Source organism: Arthrobacter globiformis (assembly GCF_030817195.1).
GTDB classification, from domain to species: Bacteria; Actinomycetota; Actinomycetes; order Actinomycetales; family Micrococcaceae; genus Arthrobacter; species Arthrobacter globiformis_D.
This window is the reverse complement of the sequence record NZ_JAUSYZ010000001.1, coordinates 2527778-2552431: the sequence shown is the minus strand read 5'-3', so window position 1 is coordinate 2552431 and position 24654 is coordinate 2527778. Positions and strand designations below refer to the sequence as shown.

At 63.4% G+C, this 24654-nt stretch carries 30 protein-coding genes and 3 pseudogenes; 16 read left to right on the top strand and 17 right to left on the bottom strand.

Annotated elements, in window-relative coordinates:
• Nucleotides 1-82: 82 nt before the first annotated feature.
• The 3 genes from QF036_RS11525 to QF036_RS11515 form a co-directional block, all read right to left on the bottom strand.
• A complete protein-coding gene (locus tag QF036_RS11525) occupies nt 83-463 on the bottom strand; it encodes a sigma factor-like helix-turn-helix DNA-binding protein (protein WP_307101906.1) in 381 nt (126 codons plus the stop codon).
• A gap of 754 nt (nt 464-1217) precedes the next feature.
• Nucleotides 1218-3566 carry a multicopper oxidase domain-containing protein gene (locus tag QF036_RS11520; protein WP_307101904.1) on the bottom strand — a complete coding sequence of 783 codons (2349 nt, stop codon included), beginning with the start codon at nt 3564-3566 and terminating at the stop codon, nt 1218-1220.
• The gene (locus QF036_RS11515; RefSeq protein ID WP_307101902.1) at nt 3563-4243 is read right to left on the bottom strand and encodes a hypothetical protein; all 681 of its coding nucleotides are present in this window, start codon (nt 4241-4243) and stop codon (nt 3563-3565) included. Before QF036_RS11515 ends, QF036_RS11520 begins: the two co-directional genes overlap by 4 nt.
• 289 nt (nt 4244-4532) lie before the next feature.
• Here QF036_RS11515 and QF036_RS11510 point away from each other — a divergent pair, with 289 nt between their 5' ends.
• A complete protein-coding gene (locus tag QF036_RS11510) occupies nt 4533-4907 on the top strand; it encodes a response regulator transcription factor (RefSeq protein WP_307101900.1) in 375 nt (124 codons plus the stop codon).
• An 815-nt stretch (nt 4908-5722) separates the two neighbouring features.
• Here QF036_RS11510 and QF036_RS11505 read toward each other — a convergent pair.
• Complete coding sequence (locus QF036_RS11505; RefSeq protein ID WP_307101898.1) at nt 5723-6007, bottom strand: hypothetical protein; 285 nt, start codon at nt 6005-6007, stop codon at nt 5723-5725.
• A 230-nt stretch (nt 6008-6237) separates the two neighbouring features.
• Between QF036_RS11505 and QF036_RS11500 the strand changes: the two genes are divergently transcribed.
• Nucleotides 6238-6474: a CBS domain-containing protein gene (locus tag QF036_RS11500; RefSeq protein WP_307101896.1), complete on the top strand. Its 237-nt coding sequence runs from the start codon at nt 6238-6240 to the stop codon at nt 6472-6474.
• 794 nt (nt 6475-7268) lie between these two features.
• Here QF036_RS11500 and QF036_RS11495 read toward each other — a convergent pair.
• Nucleotides 7269-7661 carry a nuclear transport factor 2 family protein gene (locus QF036_RS11495; protein ID WP_307101894.1) on the bottom strand — a complete coding sequence of 131 codons (393 nt, stop codon included), beginning with the start codon at nt 7659-7661 and terminating at the stop codon, nt 7269-7271.
• Nucleotides 7662-8224: 563 nt separating this feature from the next.
• Between QF036_RS11495 and QF036_RS25305 the strand changes: the two are divergent.
• Nucleotides 8225-8392 (top strand): annotated as a pseudogene (locus QF036_RS25305) (ATP-binding protein); the annotation flags it as partial.
• 89 nt (nt 8393-8481) lie between these two features.
• Here the strand turns inward: QF036_RS25305 and QF036_RS11485 are convergent.
• Together QF036_RS11485 and QF036_RS11480 are read right to left on the bottom strand one after the other, a co-directional pair.
• A complete protein-coding gene (locus QF036_RS11485; protein ID WP_307106074.1) occupies nt 8482-8604 on the bottom strand; it encodes a hypothetical protein in 123 nt (40 codons plus the stop codon).
• 143 nt (nt 8605-8747) lie between these two features.
• Complete coding sequence (locus QF036_RS11480; RefSeq protein WP_307101892.1) at nt 8748-9818, bottom strand: virginiamycin B lyase family protein; 1071 nt, start codon at nt 9816-9818, stop codon at nt 8748-8750.
• A gap of 384 nt (nt 9819-10202) precedes the next feature.
• On the opposite strand from QF036_RS11480, the gene QF036_RS11475 reads away from it, so the two are divergent.
• Nucleotides 10203-10523, top strand: a complete 321-nt coding sequence (locus tag QF036_RS11475; RefSeq protein WP_307101890.1) for a recombinase family protein — start codon at nt 10203-10205, stop codon at nt 10521-10523.
• Here QF036_RS11475 and QF036_RS25450 read toward each other — a convergent pair.
• From QF036_RS25450 to QF036_RS11450, 4 genes are all read right to left on the bottom strand, one after another.
• Nucleotides 10504-11064 (bottom strand): thiamine pyrophosphate-dependent enzyme, encoded by a 561-nt coding sequence (locus QF036_RS25450; RefSeq protein WP_444875986.1) that lies wholly within the window; start codon nt 11062-11064, stop codon nt 10504-10506. The genes QF036_RS11475 and QF036_RS25450 overlap by 20 nt on opposite strands.
• A gap of 485 nt (nt 11065-11549) precedes the next feature.
• Nucleotides 11550-11708 carry a hypothetical protein gene (locus QF036_RS11460; RefSeq protein ID WP_307101889.1) on the bottom strand — a complete coding sequence of 53 codons (159 nt, stop codon included), beginning with the start codon at nt 11706-11708 and terminating at the stop codon, nt 11550-11552.
• Nucleotides 11709-11978: 270 nt separating this feature from the next.
• The gene (locus QF036_RS11455; protein WP_307101887.1) at nt 11979-12374 is read right to left on the bottom strand and encodes a DUF4839 domain-containing protein; all 396 of its coding nucleotides are present in this window, start codon (nt 12372-12374) and stop codon (nt 11979-11981) included.
• 159 nt (nt 12375-12533) lie between these two features.
• Nucleotides 12534-13769: an NAD(P)-binding domain-containing protein gene (locus QF036_RS11450; protein WP_307101885.1), complete on the bottom strand. Its 1236-nt coding sequence runs from the start codon at nt 13767-13769 to the stop codon at nt 12534-12536.
• A gap of 194 nt (nt 13770-13963) precedes the next feature.
• Here QF036_RS11450 and QF036_RS11445 point away from each other — a divergent pair, with 194 nt between their 5' ends.
• A complete protein-coding gene (locus QF036_RS11445; RefSeq protein WP_307101884.1) occupies nt 13964-14170 on the top strand; it encodes a hypothetical protein in 207 nt (68 codons plus the stop codon).
• 5 nt (nt 14171-14175) lie between these two features.
• The gene (locus QF036_RS11440; protein WP_307101882.1) at nt 14176-14364 is read left to right on the top strand and encodes a hypothetical protein; all 189 of its coding nucleotides are present in this window, start codon (nt 14176-14178) and stop codon (nt 14362-14364) included.
• Between the two features lie 131 nt (nt 14365-14495).
• Here the strand turns inward: QF036_RS11440 and QF036_RS11435 are convergent, their stop codons facing one another.
• Nucleotides 14496-14909: a DoxX family protein gene (locus tag QF036_RS11435; RefSeq protein WP_307101880.1), complete on the bottom strand. Its 414-nt coding sequence runs from the start codon at nt 14907-14909 to the stop codon at nt 14496-14498.
• 113 nt (nt 14910-15022) lie between these two features.
• Between QF036_RS11435 and QF036_RS11430 the strand changes: the two are divergent.
• The 6 genes and pseudogenes from QF036_RS11430 to QF036_RS11405 all read left to right on the top strand — a co-directional run.
• Nucleotides 15023-15752: pseudogene (locus QF036_RS11430) on the top strand (class I SAM-dependent DNA methyltransferase); the annotation flags it as partial.
• A gap of 846 nt (nt 15753-16598) precedes the next feature.
• Complete coding sequence (locus tag QF036_RS11425; RefSeq protein WP_307101878.1) at nt 16599-17021, top strand: DUF309 domain-containing protein; 423 nt, start codon at nt 16599-16601, stop codon at nt 17019-17021.
• A 385-nt stretch (nt 17022-17406) separates the two neighbouring features.
• Nucleotides 17407-17886, top strand: coding sequence for a nucleoside deaminase (locus QF036_RS11420; protein ID WP_307101876.1), 480 nt, complete (start codon nt 17407-17409; stop codon nt 17884-17886).
• 101 nt (nt 17887-17987) lie between these two features.
• Nucleotides 17988-18377: a hypothetical protein gene (locus tag QF036_RS11415; RefSeq protein WP_307101874.1), complete on the top strand. Its 390-nt coding sequence runs from the start codon at nt 17988-17990 to the stop codon at nt 18375-18377.
• Nucleotides 18371-18730 carry a hypothetical protein gene (locus QF036_RS11410; protein ID WP_307101872.1) on the top strand — a complete coding sequence of 120 codons (360 nt, stop codon included), beginning with the start codon at nt 18371-18373 and terminating at the stop codon, nt 18728-18730. Before QF036_RS11415 ends, QF036_RS11410 begins: the two co-directional genes overlap by 7 nt.
• A 33-nt stretch (nt 18731-18763) precedes the next feature.
• Nucleotides 18764-19432, top strand: coding sequence for a hypothetical protein (locus QF036_RS11405; protein WP_307101870.1), 669 nt, complete (start codon nt 18764-18766; stop codon nt 19430-19432).
• Nucleotides 19433-19478: 46 nt separating this feature from the next.
• On the opposite strand, the pseudogene QF036_RS11400 reads toward QF036_RS11405, so the two are convergent.
• The 4 genes and pseudogenes from QF036_RS11400 to QF036_RS11385 all read right to left on the bottom strand — a co-directional run bounded on the left by QF036_RS11400 (nt 19479) and on the right by QF036_RS11385 (nt 21761).
• A pseudogene (locus tag QF036_RS11400) lies at nt 19479-19957 on the bottom strand (NUDIX domain-containing protein).
• 108 nt (nt 19958-20065) lie between these two features.
• A complete protein-coding gene (locus tag QF036_RS11395; protein ID WP_307101868.1) occupies nt 20066-20971 on the bottom strand; it encodes a DNA/RNA non-specific endonuclease in 906 nt (301 codons plus the stop codon).
• Between the two features lie 55 nt (nt 20972-21026).
• On the bottom strand, nt 21027-21425 hold the full coding sequence (locus QF036_RS11390) for a DUF4259 domain-containing protein (RefSeq protein WP_307101865.1): 399 nt from the start codon (nt 21423-21425) through the stop codon (nt 21027-21029).
• 36 nt (nt 21426-21461) lie between these two features.
• The gene (locus tag QF036_RS11385) at nt 21462-21761 is read right to left on the bottom strand and encodes a hypothetical protein (RefSeq protein ID WP_307101863.1); all 300 of its coding nucleotides are present in this window, start codon (nt 21759-21761) and stop codon (nt 21462-21464) included.
• 194 nt (nt 21762-21955) lie between these two features.
• Between QF036_RS11385 and QF036_RS11380 the strand changes: the two genes are divergently transcribed.
• The 3 genes from QF036_RS11380 (at nt 21956) to QF036_RS11370 (ending at nt 24102) form a co-directional block, all read left to right on the top strand.
• Nucleotides 21956-22372, top strand: coding sequence for a CBS domain-containing protein (locus QF036_RS11380; RefSeq protein ID WP_307101861.1), 417 nt, complete (start codon nt 21956-21958; stop codon nt 22370-22372).
• Nucleotides 22373-22491: 119 nt separating this feature from the next.
• Nucleotides 22492-23145 carry a hypothetical protein gene (locus QF036_RS11375; protein WP_307101859.1) on the top strand — a complete coding sequence of 218 codons (654 nt, stop codon included), beginning with the start codon at nt 22492-22494 and terminating at the stop codon, nt 23143-23145.
• 537 nt (nt 23146-23682) lie between these two features.
• A complete protein-coding gene (locus tag QF036_RS11370; RefSeq protein WP_307101857.1) occupies nt 23683-24102 on the top strand; it encodes an Hsp20/alpha crystallin family protein in 420 nt (139 codons plus the stop codon).
• A 205-nt stretch (nt 24103-24307) separates the two neighbouring features.
• Here QF036_RS11370 and QF036_RS11365 read toward each other — a convergent pair whose 3' ends face one another.
• A complete protein-coding gene (locus QF036_RS11365) occupies nt 24308-24484 on the bottom strand; it encodes a hypothetical protein (RefSeq protein WP_307101855.1) in 177 nt (58 codons plus the stop codon).
• Between QF036_RS11365 and QF036_RS11360 the strand changes: the two genes are divergently transcribed.
• Nucleotides 24483-24626 carry a hypothetical protein gene (locus QF036_RS11360; RefSeq protein WP_307101853.1) on the top strand — a complete coding sequence of 48 codons (144 nt, stop codon included), beginning with the start codon at nt 24483-24485 and terminating at the stop codon, nt 24624-24626. The two genes, QF036_RS11365 and QF036_RS11360, sit on opposite strands and share 2 nt — an antisense overlap.
• Nucleotides 24627-24654 lie beyond the last annotated feature (28 nt).

The window sequence follows — 24654 nt, the reverse complement described above, 5'->3', positions numbered from 1 at the left end:
CCGGCGCGACAAAAGCAACTACAGGGGCCGGGCCATCAAAGCCCAAGCAGCAGCTGACCAGCTGCCGCATGCCCCCGGCCAGCTACTGCTGGGGGCTGTCCTTGAGGAATCTGTGGATGGCCCTCAGCGCGGAGAGGGCACAGGTAATTACCGTGCCGGTTGGGATGTTCAGGTGCATGGCCAGTTCGCTTACCGGGACCTTGCGATAATGCAGCGCCACCAGCACCTCACGCTGTTCCCGGTCCAGCCTCGTCAGCGCTTCCTCGATCAGGTCACGTTTCAAGGAGCCTTCGACCTGCCCGGCCGCTTCCGAACCGGTCCCGTTGGGTTTCGCGGCATCGGGTGGACATTTCGATTCCCTTGGACCATGGAACCCAGTCTGCCCCTGCCTTCTAAAATCCCGGCGGACCTCCCCCACATTGAGCGCATCGCGCCCGAAGCCCTCCGCAGTCTCATCGCGCATTGCGGACGGCTTGGACGTTCCCGGGGATGAGCCGTTGCACTTCGCGTTCACGGCCCTGGGAAGAAAAGAGAAGAGCCGCCGGTGGTCCGGCGGGAAGACCAGGGGCGGGGGCTGGTTTTGGGACAGGCGCCACCGAAGCCGGTTCCTCAACCTCAAACGGATCAATAAATCTAACCGGCTCCATCACAACGTCCCCCCGTGTTCATGGTCTGCTCTTTCTACCATGAACTGATCCCCTCTATCGCCGGACCACTCCGGAAAAATCAAGTTCGTTTTACCTCGGCACGCCTCAAGCGACCTCACCAGCGGAGTCACGACCGCCCTCAGCGAAGGGCTGAGACGTCTCATATCCCTAGGGTTATGAGACGACCGCTGTGCTCCAGTCGGGCATCGTCAGATGAGAGATCGGGCAGAGCATGCGGGCATCCCAACACCGGCCCTTTGAGCTTTGGACGGGCGTTTAGGTTGTGGACGTCTGGCTGTTTACAGTAGGCGTGTAGCCTGGAACGCCCCCCAATGTCCCGGGCTCCATCCTTTAACCCGGGATGGCGCTGGGATGAGCGTGCGCAGGGCGCAACCGCCAGGTTTGCGTTACATCAAGCGGCAGCGGTGAAGCCCAGGTGAGACGCTGAGCGCCACCCATCTGGGCGGTGTCGGGCACGAAGGCCTGTTGCCGTTCAGAATTTTTCCATGCAGTCCCGCTTACGCTTACGTCGGAGCTGTTCCACCGGTCTGATGAGCAGCGGGCAAGGATTCAGGCTGCGGTGACGGTGACGGTCTTAGTGGCGAGGACCTCCGAGGTGATCCAGTGCAGGAATTGGATGCTGATGGTGTACTTTCCGGGTGTCGGCGGGCGCAGCAGGAAGTCGAACTTCTCGGCGGCGCCGGATTTGATGATGTTGGTCAGCAGGGGTTGGCCGGCCACCGAGGGCTGGACCGCGGGTCCTGTGGGGCTGGGGGTGTTCCAGAAGGGCCGGCCGTCGTGGGCGATCAGCTCGGCGATTTTTGCGGGGCGGCCCGCGGAGTCGGTGATCCGGGTGAGTGTGGGGAAGTAATCCACGTTCAGCATGCGCACAAGGGTTGGGTGTTTTCCATTTCCCGCCACGTTGGCTTTCATCGCGGAGATGGCCCAGACGATGTTGTCACCCACTGGCCGGTGGGCTATGGCGCCGCCGAGGAGGAAGAAGTGCCTGGGTTCGAAGCGGTTCAGGCCGACGTCCTCGCCGTTGAGTCCTGCGGCGTGGTTGAGTTCGTGCCACCGTGGATCGAGGGAATAGGGCGCGATCAGGGTTTCGGTCTCGATGTCGTAGAGCGGGCCGTCTATGGAGTGTCGGCGGGCACCGACGGGCCACCGGGAGGCACCAGTGTTGGGCGGATCGATCACGATGGGGCCGAACATGCCCATCTGGACGTGCAGCGGGGTGTTGACGTGGCAGTGGTAGAAGTAGGTGCCCGCGGCCCCGCGGTTGGGGTTGCCGGCTACACCGAACTCCGGCCGCCACTGGTAGGTGTAGTGTCCCGTGACCTCGAAGGACGTGTGGCCCACGCCGTCGTTTCGGGGATCGGGTTCGATGCCGTGCCAGTGGATGGTGTGGACGCGCTTGCCCGGCTTGACCGTGCCATGGAAGAGTTGCCCCTCCGTCAGCCGAAGCGTCGAGCCCGGCAACTGGCGACCCAGTTTGTCGGCCTCGAAGCTCCACACTTCGTGCTCCGAGCCGTCCGGGAAGGTCATTTTCCGGTTGAAGAAGTCGAACTCCTTGGCCACGTCCGGCCGTTGCGGAAACTCAGTCTCCGGGGAACCTTCGTGGGGCTGGTCTGAAGCGAAGTCCACCTGGCTTCGGAACAGCTGGTGGGGATCCGCAGCTGTGGGGGGTGTTCCAGGCGCAGGTGTCGTTGTTCCGGCCAGCACCCAGTCCGCGACCAGCCCGCCAGGGTACAAGCCACCGTGCGCAGTCTGGGACGGCTCCGCGTGGCAGTGCATCGGATATTTCCAGTCCTCGTTGCGCGCATTCCAGACGGCGTCCACCACGTCCGGGGGACGGCGGACGGAGAGCATGGATTCCTTCCGCTCCAGCGGCTGCAGCTGGACGGTGTCCTCCCACTGTTGCAGGACGACATCCCCTTGGGCTGTGACATGGCCGTTGGAGCGGGGGAAATCGATGCCGTTGGCGCGAACGGTCCACACGTGATTGCCGTGGTAGTGCAACTGGTGGTCCACGATGCCGGCGTTGACCATTCTCATCAGCTGCCCGGTGCGGATGGCACCGGCGGCAGGGGAGGCGCTGAAGTTCCGCACGTCGGTTTCCCGTGGGAACCCGGAGGCAAGGGTGTCCTGATCGCGGCGTTCGTTCAGTTCCTTGTCGGTGCTGACGGCCAGCGACTGGAACCCCGAAGAACCGTTGATGGTGAAATAGTCCGGCTCCGCCGGGACGGCCAGCGGGTCAACCGTCTTTCCCCGTGAGGCAATGCGCGCCCAGTTGGAATCCACGTCATGGCACAACCACAGCCACTGCCGCTCGAACTCGGCCGCACCGGGGGCAAGCCGCCAGGCGTTTCCGGGATCGATGACCACCAGCGCGCCGTACAGGCCCAGGGTCCGTTCTACGGGCTGGTTACCGGGATCGGTGAACACATAGGTCCCGGGAAGCGGCGCCCGGAACTGCAGAAGCTTGGTTTTTCCCGGGGCGACGGGTCCGGAGCCGACGTCGGCCCCGCCCGGCCCGGCACGGTGGAACCGGATTTCATGCGGCTGGGCGAGGTTGTTGTGCAGCACGATCTGAATGAGGCTGCCCGTCTCGGCGATCAGCGTCCGCTCCGGAAAGTAGCTCGCCCAGTGTCCTCGACGGGCCAGGTATTCCCCCCTGTTTGCCGGATCGGGGCGCAGCGGCTGCGGTCGGCCGTGAGGTGGCGGCGGGGCGCTTAGCGGATAGGTGCGGCTGGCCACCACCCGCCCGTTCGCGGTGATGACGCGCGGGCTCATCGCCAGCGCCGGTCTCGGGTCATTTAGGGCGGTGCGGCGGTCCCCGAAGCCCCGGTGGTACACCAGCGACCCGTCCACCATCGGAACGAAACCGTCGTTGACGTGGATGTCCAGGGGGCTCATGACTTTACCTGGGCGATGGTCAGCAGCGGCAGTGGGAGCGACTGCGGCGCGTCGGTTTCCGGGCCCGAGTATTCGATCTGCATGGCGACCGCTTCGTGCGGGGCAAGATAGCTGATCCAGACCACTTCGGTGGCGCCGGCGGCTATCGCGCCCGGACCGCGGTCGGAGTCCTGCGGGGCTACGGTGATTCCTGAGGGCAACAGCTTGAGACGCAACTGCCCCGGGCTGAACAGCACCGGTTCCCGGCGGTCATTCCTCACCGCCACTTCGAGCACGACGACGTCGCCCCATGTTAAGTTGCCCGGTTGCGGCCAGTCAGAACCCAGAAGAGGGTCGCCGTCATGGTGATCGGCCACGGTGCTGGAGCCCTGTTGCACGGAAACGGGCTGCACCCCGGGCTGGCCCGCGCTTCTGCGCGGGCCGCCCGTGATTTGGGAAATTGCCGAGGCGAGCGGCTTCGCAGCAGGCTGCCCCTGCGCATCAAGCCTGGCCAGGCGTCCGGCGTCAACCAAGGACAGCATGCCGAAAGCCGTGGCGAGCCCGGCTCCGCCTCCGGGTCTGCTGCGGGACACGACGCCGTAGGCCCCGCCACCCACCAGCAGGAGAGCCGCGCCTCCCACGATGAGCCCGAATTGCCGACGGTTCAGCGGCAGAACGGCAACCTCAGTGAAATCCATAATTGCTCCCCAACATTGTTTTTACACAGCACCATCCTGCGCAGAGGGAACCTAGAGAAAACTTGCGGGCAGATATTGTCAGGACATACATCCGCTGTGTCGACCGCCCCTGTTGAGTTTTTCTGCCACCCAACCTGCCGTCCATTGGCAAACCCGGACCGGAGGTCGGCGATCTCTGTTCCTGCAGCTACAGTGAAGCTGATGGCATCGTGGCCTCGCCGCCGGCTGAGTTGATTCGATAGAGTTCGTTGATAGGGCAGTGCTGGGGCGGCCTGAGGGGGATGTTGTGATGCCGTTTACGCGCACCGCTGTTGTGATTGAGGATGACGGGGACATGAGGGGCCTCATTGAAGCAGTCCTGGGCCTCTCAGGAGTGGCCGTCAGGACCGCCGCCACAGGCGCCGGTGGCGTCGAAGCGGTAAGCAGGCACTCCCCTGACATCGTGATCCTGGACTTCGGTCTTCCCGATGTCAGCGGCCTGGAAGTCATTGCCCGGATCAGGGCCTTTAGTAAGGTCTACATTTTGATGCTCACCGGACGTGACGACCTGTCAGAAACGCTGCTCGCAGCCGGTGCCAACGCGGTCTTCACCAAGCCTTTCCGTCCACGCGCGCTCAGGGCACAGGTCGAAGAAATGCTCGGACTCCAGCACCAAGAACTATAAGGCCGGTCCGCCGGTTCGGGGACGTCGCTGCTGGGCTGTGCCCCCCGGGCGAGGGTTAGCCAGGAAAGATGCCTGGCGGTTGTGGAGCTGGATACAGGAGTTTCTGCCGATCCCGGCCCGGCCCGAATCCCTAGCTCCGCTGCGGCTGCACTTTCTAACCCGAGGCGATGGCAAGGAACACGACCACCGCACAAGCGGCGGCGAGAACGCCCAGGAACGCGTGGGCGAGCCACCTCGGCCGCCGGCGGTGCGGATTGTATGGGGCATGCCTAATCCACCGGGCCGGGCTCGACCGGCTTCTTAGACCGGTATTGGCGATTGAACTCCCACCTGAAAAGGAAGTGCGCGCATAACAGAGATAAGAGCATGATGCTCATGAGAGCGGCTAAGCCGACCAGGTAACGGGCGAAATCCAAAGCGGGATTACCTTTCAATAGCAAACCCGCCGATCGTAACTCAACCGATCAGATATACACAGTCAAGCTCAAGGTTGGCTCAAGATCATCCCTCTCTAGGCCCCTACCGCCGACAACCGGCCCGAGCATTTGGCTTTTATATCGTGGCGTTTGGGCGCTTTAGCCTGATTGCGCTTACAGTGATCCCCGTAGCCCGGAATGTCCCCCAATGTCCCGGGCCACGGCATTTTAACGCCAGCGATGCGAACGCGGCGTCTTCGCCACGTCGAGACTTCCGCGCACGGTCTCATAACCCTTAGTGGCTTGAGCTTAGTACGAGAGTCCACGTTTTGCCCGGCCGTGGAGCTCGATTGGCCCGCAAACAGGCTGCCAGTGGCTGAGCTGCGGACAGTCTTCTGGCTACTCAGGGATGCTGAAGAAGCTCGTCGGGTCGTCAGCGCCGAGGAGATCGTGATGGAACACGATCGCATCCACCGGCCGGGTGTCAAGGAACAAGACCGCCACCTGTCTTGAGTGGACCACCGTGTACCGGGTCGGCCCGTCCACCCAGGAGTGGATCCCGGTGTACTCTTCGACGTCCAACCCGTCGTCAAGCAGGCCCCGCTCTTGAAGCAGGTCGTAGACAAGATTCCAGGCGAGATCCATCAGTTCGTGGATCGCCGCCTCAACTGCTGGAGCCGTCATGAGGCCATGTTCCCAGCGGGCAGTGACAGCCTTGCGGCGCCGTCCCGCGTGTCGCTCGGCGTGCCCCGTAGCGGCCGTCTGGTTCAGGCCTGGGGCGCGTCAGGGAGTCCGACTTTTCAGGGTCTGGACACCTACACTCAGCATCCTTAGCGCTAACGCGTGCCCGAGCAAAAAGAGAACAGCGGCACAGGCGCGGTCCGGAACCAGCCACCCAGTTTGAGGAGAGCGCCATGACGACAGCACGTGAAATCATGACCGGCGGCGTCGAATGCGTCGGTGAAAATGAAACCCTGGAAGCCGCAGCCCGGAAGATGAAAGAGCTGGACGTCGGCGCCCTGCCTATTTGCGGGGAGGAAAACCGGCTCAAAGGCATGATCACCGACCGCGACATTGTCATCAAATGCTTCGCTGAGGGAGGCGACCCGCGCACGGCAAAGGCCGGGGCTTTGGTCAGGGCAAGCCCGTGACCATCGGGGCGGATGATTGGATTGAAGACGCGATCAAGAATATGCAGGACCACGCGACCATATGGTGGAAATCCTTGTCGGACTTTGAACGGGACCTGAAGTCCGCTGACCATACTCGGATTGAAGTGATGCGCCGGTGGGCAAGCGAGCATGAGGACGCCGCCGATGCCCCCGGAACCGGGCGAGCACCTAAGGCAAGACGCCATTTCAGACTAATGCGGGTCGCTGCCGAACAAGAACTATCGAGGCGACGGCCGTTGTGAATTGAAGGCGCACTGCCAAGGATGGTGAGCACTGCTGGACCACCTGACCACACGCAGAAGCTTCCTGGTTTGGGCAGGGTCCCTTACAGTGGCTGTTGCCTCTCCGCATGCTCTGGAGTAAATATGGGTGAGCGAACAGTTCTTCACCCTCGCCGCCGACTTCGCGCTCGGGGACGGACGCGGCCGCGGCCAAATGGGTGAGCCGACCGCTGCTGGACGGTTACGCCTTCACGCCCTGGCACACCTTCGACGACACCGCCGTCGTGGAGAACGCACCGCTGATCGCCGCGTCCCCGCACTGGCTGCGCACCGGCGACCACACGCAGCTGCTCGGCACCCCATGTCCCGCGCCAACCAGGAAGCCCCGGTCCCGGCACCCGTGCGGCCCGAGCTCGGCCCGCCGCTGCCGTTGGGTTTTGCCCGCGGCGCCGCCGGCAACGCAGGACTCCCGAGCGGCTGCGCATCACCGGCTGACTGCATGCGATAAGCCCGGCTGCTCCGCGAAGGACCAGCCGGGCCCCTTGGTTTTGCCTACCCCCAGAAGGCGTCTCCCTGCGCCGTGTCGGCGTAAAACTCCCGGCCCTCGGCAACCTTGCCGTCCCGGACCTGGAAGGTCAGGGCACCGTCCGTGTCCAGGGTCTTGCCGTTGTTCTCAGCGTGGTTGTGCTGCAGGCCCACAACGTGGTTGTCGCCTCCAATGAGCTCCTGAAGTGTCACCTTGAAGGTTCCGTTCGAGCGCGTCGCCAGTTCACCGAAGTAAGCCAGGACGGCATCACGTCCCTGTTTGATCCCTGATAGTGCGCCGGTGCCGGCGCCGTACCAGACCGCATCCTCGGCGAACAGTTCGCGCAACGTATCCATGTCCCCGGCGTCAAAGGCCTCGTAGCCGCGCCGAATCAGTTCAACATTTTCCTGGGTTCCCATTTCCGCTATCTCCGTCTCCATTGTCGGAACACTCTCGGACGGTGAAAGGGTAGTCTTGGCCGGTGTCTTTGTCGACGACAATCTGGTGGCCGACAGGCCCTCGCAGTCCCCCCGACGCGGAGCTCCGTCGTCCTAACTCCGGGGTGGCAGCACCGGCTGGGTCCTCGTTATCCCGGCAGGAATTTTCACGGCTACGCCCCGTCGCGGCGCTGAGAGGCGCTCCGGACATCAGGATCGCCTGCCCGGTCCTACAGCTAAGTCTCGTATCTGGCTGTTGTGAGGAAGCCAAAATGAAATCAACCGCGAAAAATGGTCAAGAGAGTGACCACTTTGAAACTGCCATGAAGCAGGACCGCTTCCCCCTAAAAGGCTTGCTCCTTCTTTCCGTAGCCAAAACGCCGGGGTCGTCATGGGGCCGGAGTTATCTCATTTACTTCCACTCGTCCTGCATAAGATCCGATAACGGCCGTCACGTAAAGCGAGGGCCGAGAAGGGGCACTCTCGCGCTGAAGTCCAGGCCTGTGTTGCCCGTCCCCCAAAGCTGTTCAGCGCCAACTTTGGGCCGGGATAAGTGGCTCGGTGGCTTCTATTTCGATTTGAACCCGAACATCAACCCGGCGACTGTCCACACCCTCGCGACGGGGGACTGGATCCGCAAAGCCGCACCCCTGTGCCTGATTCATGACTCCGGCACCGGCAAATCTCACCTGCTCATCGGATTCGGCACAGCAAAACGCGCCGCGACATCCGCCGCTGCCTCAAGCGCACCCTCGCCAGCCACCTCTACCGCGTCATGGAGTCCAGCGCCGCCAAATCCCCGCTATCCGATCACAGTGGTTGGGATGCTGTTGAGGGCCGCCGGGTCCGTCCGGCCGAGGACGAACTCGCGGTGGATGCCGACGTAGCCGGAGAAACCGTTGAAACGCGTCCCTGAAAATGACATTTTTTGTATCGGCCGCGCGATCGGCGGAAGCGTTCCGGGGTAAGGGATCGTCTTACGCGACGGCCAAGGCCAAAGTTGCCGGCGGTCCGTCCGGCCTGGTTGGCCTGCGGGGCTTTCCGCAGGCCAACCAGGCGGCCGTTGGGTCAGCAGCCCATCACGGCTTGGATGCGCTGGGCGTCGGCAATGAGCTCGTCGGCCTGAACGGCCGGGATCTTTTTGCCGGTCTGAGCCTGTACTTCGCTGATGAACACGCCCAGGGTTGTGCAGGCGCCGGCAGTATCACCCGAGGCCAGAGAGGTCTGGGCGGCAGAAACCTTGTCGGCGAGACTGGTGCCCGGGCCCACGCCCTGCACGGCTGCATGCAGGTCAGCCAGCAGGGTGGCGTCATCTGCGGCGGCGGGGCCCACCGCCAAAGCGGTGGGCAAGTTGAGCCCGGCGCCGACGATGACCTGGGTGCCATCAGGAGCCACCTTAATTACCTGGTTGTTGAAGGTGTCGGCGGTGTAGACGCTCCCGCCGTCGTCCACCGCTACCCCCTGGGAGGCGGAGAGCCCGGCCGCGACGGTAGTTTGTATGCCGTCCGGCGTGACCTTCACCACCTGGTTGATGCCGGCTTGGGCGATGTAGACGTTTCCCCCGGTGTCCACCGCCACCGCGAGCGGGGAGACGATCCCGGCACCGATGGTGGTCTGGGTACCGCCCGGAGTGACCCTGACCACCCGGCTGGCGCCGGTCTCGGCTATATAGAGGTTTCTGTCGGCGTCCACCGCCACGTCCAGGGGGACAGAGAGCCCGGTGGCAACGGTGGTTTGGGTGCCGCCCGGGGTGACCTTAACAACCTCGTTGGTTCCGGCGTCGGCGATGTAGACGTTACCGTCCGCGTCCACTGCCACCCCGAACGGGGAAACAAACCCGCTACCAACGGTGGTTTGGATGCCGTCCGGGGTTACCTTGAGCACCCGGCTACGGCCGGCCTCGGCTATATAGACGTTTCCGTCGGCATCCACCGCCACCCCGTGCGGGTTAACAAGCCCGGCGGCGATGGTGGTCTGGGTGCCGTCCGGGGCAATCTCGACGATCCGACTGTTGCCTAGGTCGGCGATGTAGATCGGCTGCACGGCGGTGTCGGCGGGGGCAGCGGATACCGCGCCGACGGGGAGAAGCATCGCCAGAAGGAGAATAAGCGGAGTGAAAAACCGAATGATTAAGCGCATGATGACCTCCTTGTCATCTGGAAGAAAAAGGCCCCGTGAGCAAGCCCGAGGAAGAAAAAATGTCCACCGCGAGCGTTAATGCACTGACGTAAGCGTTCGAATGCTGCCCAATGGAACTCCGAGCCCGGAACGGTTACACCGTTGTCCTGACACCACGGGGAAACCTTGCGAAGACCTTGGGACGGACTAAGCTGGTCGCCGTTTCGTTGCCGCAGGAAGCCCTGTTCCGTGACAGCAATGCACCGCGCTTGGGCTGCGACAAGGACCTATTAATGTTTGCGGAAGACGTGCATCGGATCGTTCGGTTACCTCGACCAGGAACTCCTGATCTACGTTCCGTACTCCCACTAGCCCACTGCCCTTGGATTTCGATCAGAATCGAATATGACCGAGCAGCGCACAGATATGCTCGAAGGGATCCAGCTGGACAGGATCTACACGGACAAAGCCTCGGGCAAGGACACCAAACGGCTCCAGCTCGAGGAACTCCTTCGCTTCAGCGGGGACGGCGATACCCTCGTCGTGCACAGCATGGACCGCCTCGCAGGAAGGCACTGCCCTGGCGAAAGCCCCGAGGAGCCACCGCGGACGCAGCAAAGCACCTTCGCCCTGGGAAGGCAACGAGCTACGGAAGAGGGTCGCCGCCGGCGAACAGAACGCCGGCTTAGCCCGCGAATACGGCTGCTTAGGGTTCCTTGTCCATGAGCAGTTCCTGCGCTTTGGTCTTAACGCTCTCTTTTATGATGCCCCAGGTGCTTTCGTCGCCCTTGGAAGGCCTTGACGGTGTTGAAAGCTTGCTCAAATGTGGTGTGCGGGGGGACCGGCGGGACATCTGGATTGGTATGCACATCCAGAACGGTGGGCCGGTCCGCAGTGAGGGCTTTCTCCCAGGCAGGGCCGACGTCGTCGGGGTTGCTGAGGGTGATGCCTTGCAGGCCGAGGCTTGAGGCGAAGCGGGCGTAGTCCACATCAGGAAGGACTGCGATTCGCGGAAGGCGGGGGCGCCGCCCATGGCCCGCAGTTCCCAGGTGACATGATTCAGGTCATTGTTGTGCAGTACGGCTACGATGAGCCGGGGATCGGACCATTCCTGCCAGTACCGCTGGATCGTTATCAGCTCGGCGAGTCCGTTCATCTGCATCGCCCCGTCACCGGCGAAAGCGATCACGGGCCGGTCGGGGTATCCGAATTTCGCGCCGATGGCGTACGGTACTGCGCATCCCCTGCGTTGGACCGAGCAAGTCACGTTCGTCAAACTCTCAGAAGATGGAGGCCACGATCTCCCGGACCTCCGGGGAGCGACTCGCCTCCGACTCAACGGCCTCCTTGTCCGCCAGGTACAAACCAGTCAGGCTCTGTGCCCGCAGTTCCCTAACCGACGTGCGACACAGAGGCCGGCACTCAAAGCGTGCTGGCCATTGTGTCGCGGGGAACTTCAAGCCCTCCGCACTTTTGATCGCCCGATTTCGCGGTGACGTCGAAGAATTGACCCGCGCATACGACCGGGCTCACAAGGTAATCATGGAGGCCGGCGGGCCGCCTGGAGAGCTGCGTCATCATTGCGCTGTCGAGCGCTATATCTCGTCGGGGTATGGGAGTCCGAGGAGCTTTTCAGGGCCCGCTTCGCCAGCGACCACTTCCAAAGAATCCTCGCCGAAGCCGGGTTTCCTTCCACAGACCACGCTGAGGTTACGATCCTGCACCTGCACGCGATCGAACCACCGCTGTAGCTCAGAGGTCTTCGTCGGCGTGGTGTCCCACAGAGGTCATTGCGTCGAAGTGGTCCGGGTCCTCCAGGCAGGTCAGGGAAAAGATCTCCCCGGTCCTCTTGTCAACGAAGGTGCTCCCCCGACCGATGAGTTGGCAGGAGTAGTCGACGTCAATGACCAACTTGCTCCCGCCGTCGATGAGAAGCCACGCCGTCTCGTCCTCCTAGCCGTAGTCGGCGACCGTGTATTCGCCGGACTCCCCTGATTCCCAGGTGGGGGCGAGGCCTCATAAGCGATCGCTCTGGCCTGTTCGAACGACAGCATGAGCCCTCCAGTCAGAGTTTCGCTTCAGCCGTGGGCACCGGGATGGCAAGAGGCGCCCCTCGACGGGGCATTGCAAGGACCCGGATTTCCCGGCCCTGACGGAACCGAACTTTTTGGCTTCCCTCTCTTAGCGAGGACCGTGCCTCTTCCGAACGGTGGTGGATACGGGGGTGAGGAAGAACAGGCACGAGTTGGGATTGTACTCGGCAACCTCGGCGGTGAACCGAAGCTTGTCACCTTCGGCCACGTAGGACGGAGCGCTCGTGATGGTGAATTTGAGGTCGGGCATGTTCACGTTCTCGCCACCCCGGGACTGGAACACATCTCGGCCCCGGTGGACGGAGAACCACGCAGTTTCGTCCTGCGGGCGACCCAGGTCTACCGCCGCGAAGACTGTAGGCCACGTCGCCAACGACGTCGTAGGAGAGCAGTTCGAACCGGTAGGACGTCCATGGGCGACCTTCCACTCGCCGCCCGTCACGGGGAAAACGTCACCGGATAGCAGCCCCCAGTTCAGATTCATGCCGAACTGTCGGGTGAGAAGTGCGCGGTTGAAGTGGGCCTCGCTGCATCGACATGTGCCGCCGCAGTGCTCGGCGAGAAGTCAGCCCAAGCATGGCAGTTTTAGCAGGCTTGGTTTGGCGGTTTTGCTGATAGAGATGACTGTGACAGCGCTGGCGAGTCACCTGTCCGAGCCTCGAGCCATGTGACCGGCGAGAAATTCTGCGTCCGCGCCGACACCTGAGAGCAGGCCTGACTTGAAGGTGTGCATCCAGTGCAGCCCGAGGAAGTACAACCCAGGAACCGGAGTGACGCCACGCTGTTGGATGGGCCGACCGCGGTTGTCGAACACCGGGATCTTGACCCAGTCGAAGTCGTAGGCATAGCCGGTCGCCCAGATGATCGTGGTGATGCCTTCCCTGGCGAGATTCAGCGAGTCGACCTCTTCCACGGCGGGGAGATGGATCGGTTCTTCCGCCTCTTCCTGCTCGAGCCACTCTTCGATCCCGTTGGTGCTGATGAACTGACGCGCTGCCGACAAGAAGCCGGTGTAGGCCTGGTCGGCCTCATCGAGTACTTGGTTCGCGTTGGCTTGGACAGCGAGGTTTCGGCCTGATGCGCCGATGACCCTGCCGATCACGGTTACGCCGTCCGCGGCCAGTTGCCGAACGTTGACGTCGTATCCGCCGTTCACACCGGTCACGACCGTGGAAGGTGGGTATTGACGATCGGGAAAGGTGTCTATTGTTTGCGCAAAACGACCCAGTGCCTCTAGCCACCAGTAGACGTCTCTGCCCCTGAAGCGTCTCGGTGCGCGCCGGTGCCGGCTTACTGAAAGGTACACGCGGCGCCCGGCATGTAGCAGTTCGTCGGCGATCTGACAGCCTGAGGCGCCGCTGCCCACCATGAGCACGGCGCCTGCTGGCAACGCCTCAGGTGACCTGTAACGCGTGGGGTCGATCTGCAGCACCGACGGTGGGAGGTCACGGGCCAGTTGGGGGATACGCGGACGTTGGAACGGCCCCGTTGCGATCACTACGCGTTGCGCGTGGATGGAACCTTCGGCCAGTGTCACTTCGAAGCCCTCGCCCGCGCCACGTCCTGTGAGGGCGAGAACCTCGGAATGCTCGCGCACCGGGGCCTGCGTACTCACCGCGTAGTCCTCCACCACCCGAAGGATCTCGCTGTAGTGCGCGAATCGGCCGGGATCGCTTCCCCGGAACGAGTAGCCCGGCAGTTGGAGCGTCCAGTTCGGGAACTGAAAGCGCAACGAATCCCATCTTTCGGTGCGCCAACGTTCACCGATTCGCCGACGCTCCAAGACGACATGCTCGCGCCCTCGCTGCTGCAGGACGCTGCTCATCGCGAGCCCGGCCTGGCCACCCCCAATGACAACGACGTCCCTCTGCTCCCGCATGCTCAGCTCCCTGCGAACTGGTGACACGCCGAGCGTACCAGCGGCGGTGCACAGGATGGCAGAGAGGCTATCGCCCGAGCAAACCCAGCCGGTCCGCCGAGGGAACGTTCATCGGGACCGCCCTCGGTCACCGACTCCCACATGATGCCTCCTGTTGGACACGCTCACGCTATTGACCGCCCAAACGCACGTCAATGCACGCCAACCACTTCTACGACCAGATCGCCTGGTTCTCCGAACCCGACGGCGCGCCCCTGCTGGACGGCATCGCCTACAACCAGCGGGCCGGGTTCTTCGACTTCATCCCCCACGTATTGACCGGACTGACGAAGAACGAAATCTCCTGGCGGATCTCGGACCACTACCCGCTCTGGACAGAATTCCGGCTGGGCGGACGCTAGGCGCCATGCAGAACAACGGTGGCGTCACCCAGCAGCCCGTTCACCGGATGGCAGATGATCCGAACAATTTCCTGGTGATCCATCACTTCAACGACATTGCGACCGCTCGGGCATTCTTCGCCAGCCCGGACCTGAAGAACGCCATGCACCGCGCCGGCGTCCAGGGCGAACCGCGGATCGAGTTCTTCGAGTAACACCAACTCCGCAGTGGGACCCGCGGCGGGTGGCCGCCAACGCTGGCTGGCCACCCGCCATCGCTAGTTGCCGCCGGACCCACGAAGCGACCGGACGTCGTCGCTGGCTTGTTCACGGCCCGATCGGATGATTAGCGGATGGTGAAGAGTGGGCCCGTGATGCCGGGATTAATTCCAGGGCCCAAGGCGGCGAACGCTGCAAACATCACGAGTGCGGCGCCGGCCAGTGCCAGATAAAACTGCACCCGTTCCATGGCGCGGTTCTGGGGTTCACTTTCCTTCCAGAAGGAGTGCATCCAAAAGGCGGTCACTATGAGAAACAGGAACAGTATCAACGCACCGAGGTCTGGCCAAACCCCAAGCGCGACCATGAGCGAACCTCCGGCCATCTGGACGCCCGTCGCAGCAACGAGAAACTCCGCTGCCGGTACCCCGCGGCTCTTGGCGTAACCGGCCATCATCTTCCGCCTGGTGAGGTGCCCGTAGGCCGATACCAGAAACAGCGCCACAAAAAGCAGCCGCCCGATAACGACGAGAATGCCCATCGGAACCTCCTGAAGAGTCTCCATTCACCGCCCGTATACACCGCAGCCCGCGCCATCCCGTCGATCCGACAGGATCGCAGCGCTCCACGGCGGTACCCGCGGCGTCTACTAGATGGGACGATGAGGCCGCGAAACGGTACGACACGCCAGGCGAGGGAATGTTCTCCGCCGAGGTACTGGGCCCGACGGTGGAGGTCCTGGCAAAGCTCGCGGGCGACGGTCCGGCCGTCGAGTTTGCCATTGGCACGGGCCGTGTAGCCATCCCCCTATCGGAGGCGGGGGTCGCTGTCAGCGGTATCGAACTGTCTCACGCGATGATCGCCCGTCTCCGTCAAAAGGTCGGAGAAGCCCGCATTCCCGTGGTCCACGGGTGACATGACCGAGGCCCGGGCGGGTGACAGTTTCTCCCTTGCATTCCTTGTGTTCAACACCATCTCCAACCTCCTTGACCAGGAAGAACAGGTCCGCTGCTTCCAAAATGCTGCCCGCCGCCTTGCACCTGGCGGGTGCTTCGTCGTTGAACTCTGGGTGCCCCAATTGCGTTCGCTACCACCCGGACATGGCGGAACCGTGAGCGAGCCCGGGTACCTCCTGGTCGACACCTACGATGTGCTCCACCAGCACGTCATCTCCCACCATGTGCGGTTCGGCCCGGAGCTGTCGGATGGCCGCGATGCCCGGATCGCACGGACACCGCACCGATACATCTGGCCCAGCGAGCTGGATCTCATGGCCCGGCTGGCCGGATTTATGCTCGAATCCCGATGGGCAGACTGGGACCGGAGCGAATTCTCAGCGGCAGCGCGCAGTCACGTATCCGTATACCGGATAGCAGCGCGTTGAGCGATTCTTATCGGGGTGTGAGCACGACGAAAAACGGCGGTTCTGCTGCGTGCCTCGCGAAACCTGACCATCAGAAAACTTATTCAAACAAGCCGACTGGTATATGTAGCAGTCTGGCCGGGCATGATTGGGGCCTCGCCGACGACAACCATTGGGGGATATGGCATGCACTTGTCAGAGAAGGACGCTCCTCGTTTTCTTAGTAGCACCTGAAGAAGATCGCAGATCTGGTGGACTGGGCCGGCGACCTTGCCGGTGCGGAGTTTCTGGACGAGGCGCGGGAGGCCTACGCACTGGCGCGCAAATTCCACAGCCGCGTAGACGCCCTGGGTTTACGACTCGAGGGCATCCACACTCGCAACCAACCCAGTGATCTCCGCACCGCTTGACATGGGTCAGAAGATGCGGGGCCCATCACTATGGGGGGTGACAGGTCGTCAGCAGAGATGTCACCGCCAAAGTGTGCCAAGCGCCACCTACGCCGGCTCGGAACGGCGCGGCCGCTCTTAGTTCAGGTTCATGCCGGACTGCCGGGTCAGGAGCGCCCGCTTGAATTGGGCTTCGGCAGCATCCACCTGCGCGGACGGAGTGGTCGGCGAGAAGACCTGCAAGATGCTGAACTGGAAGTGCTGCCGGTGCCGGGCGTCGGCGGCACCCAGTTCCCGGAGTGCGACGTTGCCGCCGTGGCCGTTCCTGGCATACTCACTCGAGCGGCCCAGGAAGCGCTCAGACCCGTCGAGTTAGGACGCGGCGAGCCATACGCTGACGATCTCCGCTTGTTGTTCAGCTGGTCGTTCCGTACCAATGCCCGTTTAATGAACCTGACAAGGTCCAGCCACGCCCAGGATGGAGACTGCAATGACCGGTGACAGGGATAGGGACGCTCTAAGGCGCCCGCGTCAGGCCCGCCCCCGTGACGCTCTTGGGCGGCCCCTGCCGTACGGAAGCGCCGGCGTTGAGCCGGTCTCGGAGGAGCCGCTGCCGCCGGCGCAGACGTTGGTCTCGGCTCGGAGTCTGGTGGAGGCCGGCCGGCCCTTCGCCGCCCATGAGGTACTCGAGGCCCGTTGGAAAGCCGGGCCGGCCGAAGAACGCAACCTCTGGCAGGGTCTCGCCCAGATCTGCGTCGGGCTCACCCACGCCGCCCGGGGGAAACAGCATTGGCGCGCTCCGTCTCTTCGAGCGCGGCGCGGCCCGACTCGAGGAGTACGGTTCCGGCGGAGGGCCGACCTATGGGCTGGACTTGTCCGCCCTGATGAATTGCGCACGTGACCGGATGCGCACCGGCCATTGAGCTGGCGGACAGCATCCCCGAGCAGGCGGCGGAGTCACTCCTGGGGACTGCTGATTTACCTGGCTGGCCTTCTGGCGGGAGGAAAACCGTCAAGCCACCAATGACTGTGACTGTTAGTCCAAGATGGCGGTTAAATCGCAGCTTTACCGGCGGTTTGGCCGTGCCGCTTGAGGAAGGGTCTCCGGAGCATGTGGCGGCCACGGACGCATTACGGCGCTACTGGATGGACTTCGGCTTCGAGGAAGCCGCCGGCGACTATCTCTACCTCCAGGCCGTCTAAAGCGTCGGGCGCGATGGCACCTCCTCCACCGGCCAGTGCGTTTGCCGAAGCGGTCGGAAATAGCCGCATGCGAAGATGACCACATGACCCAAGAACAGCAGCAAGCCGCCACCCCAAATCCACAGACAGCCCACGACCCCGCCTTCGAAGCCGCTTATCAGGCCGCCCAAAAGAGCCTCAGCGAAGGCGGGATCCCTATCGGAGCAGCACTCGCCCGTGACGGTGTGATCATCGCGAGCGGACACAACGAACGGGTCCAAAACGGCGATCCGATCGCGCACGGGGAAATGTCCGCCCTTCGCGCAGCCGGCCGGCAGAAGAGCTACCGGGACACCACGCTCTACACCACCCTCGCCCCCTGTGCCATGTGCACCGGAACCATCATCCAGTTCAAGATCCCCCGGGTGGTGGTGGGTGAAGCGCAAACCTTCGAGGGCGAGTTCGGGCTTCTGCGTTCCCGTGGCGTTGAGGTGGTGGTTCTGGATGATCAGCGCTGCGTGGACATGATGCGCACCTTCCAGGAGAAAAACCCGGACCTGTGGGCGGAGGACATCGCCGAGTAGGCGTGTGATGGTCCTTTGATGGCACGGCGGAGACCACAACCGTCGCCACCGGGCGGCGACAAGCCTTGGAGGACAGGCGCAGTGACGACGAGGAGACCTTAGTGACCAGCCCGAGCCATGACTCCCAGGATCCACGAGCGTGCTTCATCATCAGGGACCTGGCAGCAGGCTTGGCAGATGTCTTCGAGGACCTCCACTTCGAGCCGCTCTTCCAGCGCGATCCTGGCACTGTCTCCGTTGTGGCGCTGCTCCCGGGGAATTACCTCGCCGGCGAGCAGGATGCGTGGCTGACCATGTGGCGGGGCCACCGCGAGGGCGGCGGCCCGGACGAGAGCGGACAGCGGCTCTGGCTGCGGATCGACCGGCTGGGCGACCGCCGCGCTGATGACTGGATTCAGGCCGTTGATTCGGAGGCCCCCGGCCTTGGGCTGGAGCTGGCGGAGATGGCAAGAGAGGGCGACAGCTTCGTGGAGGTGTCGCCGGTATGGTGAAGCTGCTCGAAACCGCGGTGCCGGTCCACCAGAGCAACAGCGACACGAACCTGGTTTTCCGGGCCTTGAATGACACGGTGCGCGAGGGTACCGGACACAGCGGGTGGGACAGTGAGGTGAATCCCCTCGATGAGGACGAAGACCCGGTGGCCGAGCTGGTGCAGCTGTGCTCTGAGAGCGGCCTAGAGTCCGTTGACTTCGGTCCTTACAAGGCGCCCGGTGACAAGCCGTTGGCCGCCAGCACCGTCCTGGACGTCACGGATCAGCTCCAGATGACCGTGTGGTCCGATTCGGAGGGCATGGACTGGATTGATGTTGCCGGGCGCGTGCAGCGGATGGATGCGCCGCACTAGGAGATTCCCGCTGAGGACCAGGACGAAGCGGACATGGTCGCAGAACTTGCCGCGCAGCTGACCGCGATTCATGAGGTCGCCGAGAGTATTTTCCGGGACCTGGACCCGGCCGACCAGGACACGGCCTTCGAGCTGCTCAACACGGTGGCCTACATGGTCATGAACGCCGGAGTGGATGAACCGAATCCCAGCACCCGTCCCTGGTTTGAGTGGGCTGACCAGTTCAGCGCGCACTGCCGGCTGGGATTCCTGGCCGGGGTCATGCTGGAGGAGAGCCCGTTCGGGAATCTGAACATCAGGGCGACAACCTTAAACCCGGTCACACGCGCCATTACGGACCTGCAGATCTACTGGAAGCAGGACGACGAGGACGACACCGCGGAGCACTGGCTCTCGGTTGGCACCGCGACGGGCCCGGCCCACGATGTTGACCCTGAGTACCCTGAGCTGCTGGCCGGCGTCCCTGAAGCTGGGCGCGAGCACATTCGGCACGCCATCACTCACCTTCACGAGATGGTGCACCTGGCAGGGGCCATCCTGGAGGCCCGGGCCCAGGAAGCCATCGACTTCGTGGACGCCAGGAAAGAGGTGGAGGCCGTCCCGGATGACGTGCAGTACGAGATGATACGCAGCACGATCAACGATGCCATCGCCGGGCTCAACGGCACAGCGAGGCTGTACACCGGCGCCATGCGCTCGTAGCTTCTACCCAGCGGCGGAGAACAAGGTTGCCTGAGAGCTCCCCACTTCAGGACCCGTCCAGCTTCCCGAGGTACTCGCCGAGGGCATCGAGGATCGGTACCTGCCCCTTCGCCAGTTTGCTGCGCGCCTCGGACTCTCTGAACCATCTGGCATCGTCGATTTCGGGATATTCCCGGACAACACCGGAACCCTTCGGCCATTCCAGCGGGAACGTGTTGCTGGTGATCTGCTCTGGCTGGAAATCCGCTTCGGCGGCAAAGGCGGTGATGACCTTCCCCGAAGGCTGCCGGAAAGCGCCCAGCTCAAGGTAGTACGCCTGAGGCGCCGCGTCCCGATTTCTTCGGCGAACTCCCGCAGCGCGGCCACCAGCGGGTCCTCCCCGTCGAGGTATAGTCCCTTTGGAATTGACCAGGCGCGGGTGTCCATGCCGGTCCAGTGAGGGCCACCATTATGGGCGATCCAAACCTCCAAGTGCCCATCCGGGCTCCGCCGGTACAGGAGAATGCCTGCGCTGCGAACTGTCATAGGCCCTCCACATCCCAAGGCTATAGAGATTGCGGGTTCTTGTCCTGCAGTGGCGGCATCCTGCAGTGGCAAAAAGGCGGTGGCTCGGGGCGTCCTCTCCTGTACCCCTCAGTCCTCCAGGTCGAAGTCCAGGTCGAGGTCTTCGACGTTGCCCAGCTTCCGCCAGGTGGACCCGACCGGGGCGGCGCCGAGGGTCGCGGCGATCGGCATCCGATCTACCTCGATCAGCTGGTCCACGTCCAGCTCGGTCAGCACCGCGATGTCCCGGATGGGCACCTGGAAGGTTCGGAACGGGCCCAGTGGCGGGACGTCCTCGGTGACCCCGGGCCGCGGTACGTCCGGCAGTTCGGCCAGCTGCGGTGTCTGGTCCACCACGTACCCGGTGGCCGCCAGCTCCCCCTCGTGGATGAAGGCGGCGACCTTGAAAAAGCGCAGCGGAATGTCCACGCCCCGGTAGACCGGGTCGGTGTCGCTGAAGATGGGGCCGGTGAAGACCACGACCCGGCTGCGGTACTGGGCGGCGTGTTCCTGAAGGTAGTCCTCGATGCCCAGCCACAGTTCGATGCCCTGGTTGAACTGGGCTGCCTGCGGGGCGGCGTTCGTGTAGTGGAAGGTGTCCTCGTTGGCGAGCTGCGCCTCGGCCACGCTGTCGCCCCAGACGACGGAGGACGTGCGCACCAGGTGGCCGCGGTCGATGTCGTTGCGGGCGTAGACCCGCTCCCCCGTCTGCTGGCCTGCGGGAAGCCGGGGATCCAACTTCCAAGGTATTCCAGCCCGGTCCAGGTCCATCAGCTTCTCGCCGTCGATACCCACGCCCGTGACAGCGGCGAGGCGCTTGTCCAGGCGCATCAGCACCGAGAAGTGTGTGTAGGGCAGCAGGGCCGTATCCACGCCGGCCAGGACTGGCAACGGAACGGGCAAGCCCAGGAAGTTCTCGTCGAAGCCTTTCCGGCCGGCGTAGTCCGTCACCTTTGCGGCAGGGGTCGCCGTCAGGTTAGTCAGCAGTTCATCCATGACCGGACCCTACCAGTGCAGGATGACGGGCACCTGACAGCACGGTGAACTTGACCTACCGCAGTGCTGCTTGCAGTCTCTCGGAAAGTTCGGTGAGGGATTCCCGCCACTCCGGTTCGTCGGCGTCGTCCCAGAGCTCGGCCAACTCCGATTCATCCCCGGTTACCCGTGCAATCGCCTGCAGCGCGAGCTCCACATCCTCGGGACCAAGCTCCGCGCCGTGAGCAGTGACCCATGACGCCACGTTTTCCGGCAGATCGTCTAGCGGGCTTCCTTGGCAGGCCGAGGTGATTTCAGCAGCGGCAACTGCGACGCTGCCCTCTGGTGCTTCCAGATAACCAGTGCACGCGTTCGTCAGCGCACCCCGCACCACCTCAGCACCCCCGGTCTCGAGCTCATCTAGCCAGTCCAGTGCATCATCATTCTCGAAAGGCAAAAAGCCCCACGCGCCCATCTGTTAGCCCTTTCGGTAGCCGTTCAACTGTGGAGCTTAATCGGGATGCCGCGACTCCGGAAGGGTGAAGAAGCTCTTCGGATCGTCGGCGCCAAGCAGGTCGTGGTGGAACGGGATGGCATCCACCAGGCGTGTGTCATCGAAAAGCACCGCCACGGTCCTGGAGTGCACGACGGTATAGCGGGTGAGGCCCTCCACCCAGGAATGGATCCCCGTGTACTCCTCGACGTCCAGCCCGTCACCGAGCAGGCCCCGCTCCGAAAGCAGTCCGTAGACAAGATTCCCGGCGAGATCCATCAGTTCGTGGATAGCCACTTCCACCGTTGGAGCTGTCATGCATCCGTGCTCCTCCGGGGGTGTGACGATGTTGCGGACGGCATCCCGCGTGTCGCCAGCTGGCCCAAGGCGGCCATCGTTCCTGCTCTGGACACCGACGCTCAGCATACTTAGCGTTAAGGCGTGCCCGAGCCAAAAGAGGACAGCGGCACGGGCGCGGTCCGGAACCAGCCATCCAGTTTGAGGAGAGCGCCATGACGACAGCACGTGAAATCATGACCGGCGGCGTCGAATGCGTCGGTGAAAATGAAAGCCTGGAAGCCGCGGCCCGGAAGATGAAAGAGCTGGACGTCGGCGCCCTGCCGATCTGCGGGGAGGACAACAGGCTCAAGGGCATGATCACGGACCGCGACATCGTCATCAAATGCTTCGCCGAAGGCGGCGATCCACGCACGGCCAAGGCGGGGGACTTTGGGCAGGGCAAGCCGGTCACCATTGGCGCCGATGACTCAATCGAGGAAGCAATCAGGACCATGGGAGAGCACCAGGTCCGCCGGCTGCCCGTCATCGACGGCCACGACCTGATTGGCATCATCAGTCAGGCCGACATCGCCCGGAACTACCCGGAAGACCGGGTCGGAGAACTTGTAGAGCTCATTTCCTTCTATTAGAGGCCTGTTGCCCTGCCAACCATCTCGGGAGGGTAGCTGCACCAACGGCGGCTGCCCTCACCGTTGCCCCCAAGTAACCATGGATCCTCCCGTTGCAAGCCTCATGGAATCTCGCTGCCTTGACCGCGGCGCCAGGCAAGGAACCAGGCCCTGCACCTGCCCCGGGACAGTATGACCTAGGTATTGAACGGGCACGGGACACCCTGCTCTACGTGCCCGCAGCGTTGCGCCAAGGACGGCCGGCACCGCTTACTCTCTTGCTTCACGGAGCGGGAGGCGATGCGGCAGGAGGGCTGGGGCTGCTGTCCGGCTATGCCGAAGAACACAGACTCGTCCTTGCCGCACCCTCGTCCAGAACCTCAACCTGGGACGGTGTCCGCGGCGTATTCGGCACCGACGTCAAGGCGATAAACCGGGCGCTTGAACAGATCTTCCAACTGGTCTTCGTTGACCCGAACCGTATCGCGATCGGCGGGTTCTCCGATGGAGCTTCCTACGCGTTGGGGCTGGGCCTGGCGAACGGCGGCCTCTTTGCCAAGATCATTGCCTTCTCCCCCGGGTTTATCCCTCCCGCGCTTCGGACCGGCAGACCCCACATTTTCGTTTCCCACGGAGACCGGGACAACGTCCTGCCCATTGACCGCACCAGCCGCCGGTTGGTGCCGCTCCTAAACAGAGAGGGCTACAACGTCACCTACCGGGAGTTCCGGGGCGGCCATGCGGTTCCCCCCGAAATAACACAGGAGGCAATTGAATGGCTGGGCTGGGAGTAATGGGGGGAACGCTAAGCGCTGTCAGGGCAGCCCGAGGGCGGGATTCTGGAGTTCCCCCTCTGCGAATTGCATCGGCGGTATCCCAAGCATCAGTGGCAGGTACCCGTCTTTCCACCAGGGCGACTACGCATTCACGCAGCCGAGCGGGAACAGCGCTCCCCGCGTGCCAAGTGTTGTACGGCGCGCCCTGACAGATCAGGAGAGGAAAGCCCTATGGACGTGGCAGCTCACTGCCAGCTGCAGACAGGCAGCCCCGCTCGGCGGAGACCGGTGCGGAACAGACTGTCCTCGGTCTGGAACGTGCGCTTGGCGCCACTTCGACGGCAGCGCGACTGGGTATGACGTGATCGAGGAAGAGGGGCCCGTCGCCTACAGCGCGCTGAAGAAGGGGACCACGTCACCTTCTGCGCAGCCCCAAATTTTCCGGGAAAACCGATTCCGACGAGGGAAAACCTCTTGTCACACCAAGTGACCGGTGCTATATAGATCTATGTCAGCGGATATAGATCCGGTCATCGTTGACCGAGGAGGTATGTCATGTTGATGTTAGATCCGTTCCGCCAGCTGGACCGTCTCGCCGAGCAGGTCCTGGGCACCGTGGCCCGTCCGGCAGCGATGCCGATGGACGCCTGGCGGGAAGGTGATGAATATGTCGTCGCGTTTGATCTGCCCGGCGTGGAGGTCGATTCGATCGATCTGGGCGTGGAACAGAATGCCCTGACCGTTCGAGCTGAACGGAAGGCACCCGTGGGCGAGGGCACCGAACTCCTTGCGTCCGAGCGGCCCCGCGGCGTTTTTAGCCGGCAGCTGGTCCTCGGTGACGCACTGGAAACGGAGAACGTCAAAGCCAATTACGACGCGGGCGTCCTGACGCTCCGGATCCCGGTGGCAGCCCAGGCAGCTCCGCGCAAGATCGAAATCGAGACCAAGGGCGGCCAGCAGCAGATCGGCGCCTAACAGACCGGGACGGGATGGCCGTTACACGCTAACGCTGCCTATTGGGCGGTTGGTATAACTACACGCGCCACCGCGCCTTGATAGCGCACATGCAGCAGCAGCGCACGGCACATCCCGCCCGGCGGCCCCCGGCCACGCAGGTGGCCGGGGGGACCGTTTCCGCCGGTACCGGAACCGATGGCAGCCACTTGCACCGCACCCGGCATCACGACCAGGACTGCACGCCATGCTTGCCGAGAACCAGCAAGACGCCCCACCCCAACTGCAGCATGTACAGGTGGGCGATACTGTCCGGGCCGGCGGGGCGGAGTTCAGAGTCACGGCCACAGCACACCGGAGCCGCACCATTCAGCTGGAACATGAAGCGCAGGACGGGGAGCATGCGACTCTCATCGGACTCGCCACTGCAGCCCTCCGCTTTTAGTCTCGACGGCACCCCTACGACGCCGCGCCGGAGCGAGCGGCTGCGGCGCTGGCTGCAGGGAGTACTCCTTGACGAATTCGTGTTCACCAGGGTTGCCTAACGTAAACGTCTTGATGCCGACGCGCTCG